This window comes from Pantoea stewartii subsp. stewartii (assembly GCF_008801695.1).
GTDB lineage: Bacteria > Pseudomonadota > Gammaproteobacteria > Enterobacterales > Enterobacteriaceae > Pantoea > Pantoea stewartii.
On the sequence record NZ_VZPF01000162.1, the window covers coordinates 1 to 2,977 of the forward strand.

Sequence of the window (2,977 nt, forward strand, 5' to 3'; positions counted from 1 at the left end):
AATGGAGGCGAAGCGCCTCAAGGAGCCATGTCCGGTGTTTCACGCGATAGTGTCCATTAAAAAATGATGGACACTATTTTCCCGGAACCGGAGCCCGCTGCACAGACGGTTTAAATGTGACGCTTACGTTTATGGAGGATGCCAGCTAAGAGCGCCAGCAATATCCGGGCCCGCTTTCAACTGAAGTGTCTGAGTAAAATACTTTCAAGGATGTGAAAAACGGTCCTGATGCGCTGCGGTACAAGGGGCTGATAGGGCCTGTAGAGATAAAGCTGCCAGGTTTCCAGTTTCAGTTCGGGCAGGACATTGACCAGCCTGCCGTCTTCAAGGTATTCCCTGCAGGCCAGATTACTCGACTGAATGACAGCTTTACCGGCTAACGCAGCCTGGATCTCCGACTGGGAGTCGGTGGTAAAAAACTCCAGGTGGCGCGGTACAAAAGTATCAACGCCATCGAGCATATATTCGAATACTTTTCCGGTTTCAGGATTCAGCAGGCCACTGAAAGGGTAGCGCTGGCGCAGATCGTCGAAATTTTTCGGCGCGCCCAGCTTCTCAATGAGCCCGGGTGATGTCATCAGCGCGTGATGAACCAGCGTAATGGGCCTGACGATAAAATTCGGGTTTGGCTCCCGCTCTATACGGATCCCCATGTCAATGCGGTTCTGAACAGTATCCAGCTTCATCATGTCTAACCGCCAGTCTATAAACAGCTCAGGATAAGGATCAAGGGAGGTAAGAAGCTCATATAACACCTGCTCGTGGCCGGGAAACCGGAATAACGTGATCCTCACAACGCCCTTCATGTCATTGTCATCTCGGGCCGTCTGAAAAAGGGCCTCTGAATCTTCAAGTAGCCGCATGGCCTTCGGCAGGAAAAGCTCACCAAAGCTGGTCAGCACAATTGATCGGGTATTCCGCTTAAAAAGGGGCTCGCCGAGCTGATTTTCCAGTTCGGCAATAGTCCGCGTCACCACTGAAGGGGAAATGGCCAGTCTGACTGCTGCTTCACGAAAGTTCATCGTTTCTGCAGCGGCAACAAAAAATTTCAGCGCATCAAGTTTATTCATCATTGTTGTGGTTTTAGCAATTCTCACTTTCTAAATTAACAATTTTTCAGCAACAAATCCAGCCGTATACTTAACGTCTCAGAATCAGAAATGCTTTAAAAAAGGGTTAGATAATCATGAAAATGAGAAGGTTAGGTAGCCAGGGACTTCATGTCTCGGAAATGGGGCTGGGGTGCATGGGCATGGACCATGGCTATGGCTATTCAGTTGAAATCCATGAGCGAACAAAGCTGATAGACAAGGCTGTAGAACTGGGCTGCAACCTTTTCGACACTGCCCCCATTTACGGATTTGAAAACGAAGAACTGCTGGGTGTTGCGCTCAGCAAACACAGGGACAACGTTATCATCGCGACCAAATTCGGCGTGACCGGAATGGAAAACATTGATGGACAGCTGGTGCCGGTATTAGACAGCCGTCCGGCGTCTGTCAGAGAGCAACTGGAAGGTTCACTCAGTCGTCTGCAAACCGACCATATCGACCTGTTTTATCAGCATCGTGTCGATCCAAAAGTTGAGCCGGAAGTGGTGGCGGGATTAATGAAAGAGCTGATCGCGGAGGGGAAAATTAAGTACTGGGGCTTATCCAATGCGCCCGTATCTTACATACGCCGGGCTCATGCGATCTGCCCGGTCACCGCGGTCGAAGACCAATATTCAATGATGTGGCGTAAACCTGAGCAGGATTTGTTCAAAGTCTGCGATGAACTTGATATTGGCTTTATGGCCTACAGCCCGCTGGGTAATGGATTCCTGAGTGGTCAGGTTACCGCTGATACAACTTACGGGGAAGGCGATTACCGGGGCATGATGGGGCGCTTCAAACCTGAAGTAATGGAAAATAACCAGGCGCTACTGGATTTGATTGCTCAAATCGCGGAAAGAAACAACGCAACTTCAGCACAGATTGTTCTTGCCTGGGAGCTGGCTCAGAAGCCTTACATCGTACCGATCCCGGGAACAACGAAATTACACCGGCTCGAAGAGAATTTTCACGCCGCAAATGTTCAGCTCAGTGACGCTGAATTAAATGATATCAATCAAGCTTTATCCCGGCTTGAAATTGACGAAACATTCTTCTGAAAAATAAGAGATCGACATGAAAACAACTGTATTTGTTACCCACCCCAACATTAATCAGTCACGGGTAAACTCAGCCCTGGCAAAAGGTGCAGCATCACTGACCGACTTGGAAGTGCGTTATCTGTATGACCTGTATCCGGATGGCAAAATCGACGTGGCCGCTGAACAGGCTGCACTGGAAAAGACGGATCGTATCGTGCTGCAGTTTCCTATGCAGTGGTACAGCACGCCGCCACTCCTTAAACAGTGGCTTGACGATGTACTGACGTACGGCTGGTCACATGGTGGAGAAACACAGGCGCTGCGCGACAAGCAACTCATGCTGGCCGTTTCGCTGGGTGGTGCAGAGTCTGCCTATCAGCCTGATGGCGCTGCCGGACATACGGTAGGCGAGTACTTGCTGTCTTTTGAAACCATCTCCGGGTATCTGGGTATGAACTACATCAAGCCGTTTATTACAGGCGGAAGCGCGACGATAACTGACGAAGAAATCGCAGCTCAGGTCGAACAATATAAAACGGTATTAGCCTGATTACCTTCGGGCGACCATCAGTGTTTTAAAACGCCCTCAAATGTGCCGTTGCCGTTAACGGCACATTTTTTATCTATGGGAAGGAGAAATCCTGTGTCTTTACAGCCAGTTGAACTGAATAAAGCATACCGATTATTGCAGATCGGCCCAACTACAATGATTTCCGGGCTTTGTTGAATAAATCGAACTTTTGCTGAGTTGCAGGATCAGATCACGCATAATCCTGATAATGCAGGCAGTTCCGTGGCTAAGCAGAAATTCAAAATCACCAACTGGTGCAACTACAACAAGGC

The 2,977-nt window shown here is 49.1% G+C and carries 3 protein-coding genes; 2 read left to right on the forward strand and 1 reads right to left on the reverse strand.

All coding sequences use genetic code 11. From position 1 onward, the window contains the following. Positions 1–176: 176 nt before the first annotated feature. Entirely contained in the window at positions 177–1,070 is an 894-nt protein-coding gene (locus F7Q90_RS25125) for a LysR family transcriptional regulator (RefSeq protein WP_044242967.1), read from the reverse strand. 116 nt (positions 1,071–1,186) lie between these two features. On the opposite strand from F7Q90_RS25125, the gene F7Q90_RS25130 reads away from it, so the two are divergent. Next, complete coding sequence (locus F7Q90_RS25130) at positions 1,187–2,152, forward strand: aldo/keto reductase (protein WP_044242917.1); 966 nt, start codon at positions 1,187–1,189, stop codon at positions 2,150–2,152. 16 nt (positions 2,153–2,168) lie between these two features. Further along, positions 2,169–2,684, forward strand: coding sequence for an NAD(P)H-dependent oxidoreductase (locus F7Q90_RS25135; RefSeq protein WP_044242921.1), 516 nt, complete (start codon positions 2,169–2,171; stop codon positions 2,682–2,684). Positions 2,685–2,977: the final 293 nt, after the last annotated feature.

Bases quoted from the DNA above. Each gene is read 5' to 3' on its own strand.
- F7Q90_RS25130 (WP_044242917.1), top strand. From the start codon at position 1,187: ATGAAAATGAGAAGGTTAGGTAGCCAGGGACTTCATGTCTCGGAAATG.
- F7Q90_RS25125 (WP_044242967.1), bottom strand. From the start codon at position 1,070: ATGAATAAACTTGATGCGCTGAAATTTTTTGTTGCCGCTGCAGAAACG.
- F7Q90_RS25135 (WP_044242921.1), top strand. From the start codon at position 2,169: ATGAAAACAACTGTATTTGTTACCCACCCCAACATTAATCAGTCACGG.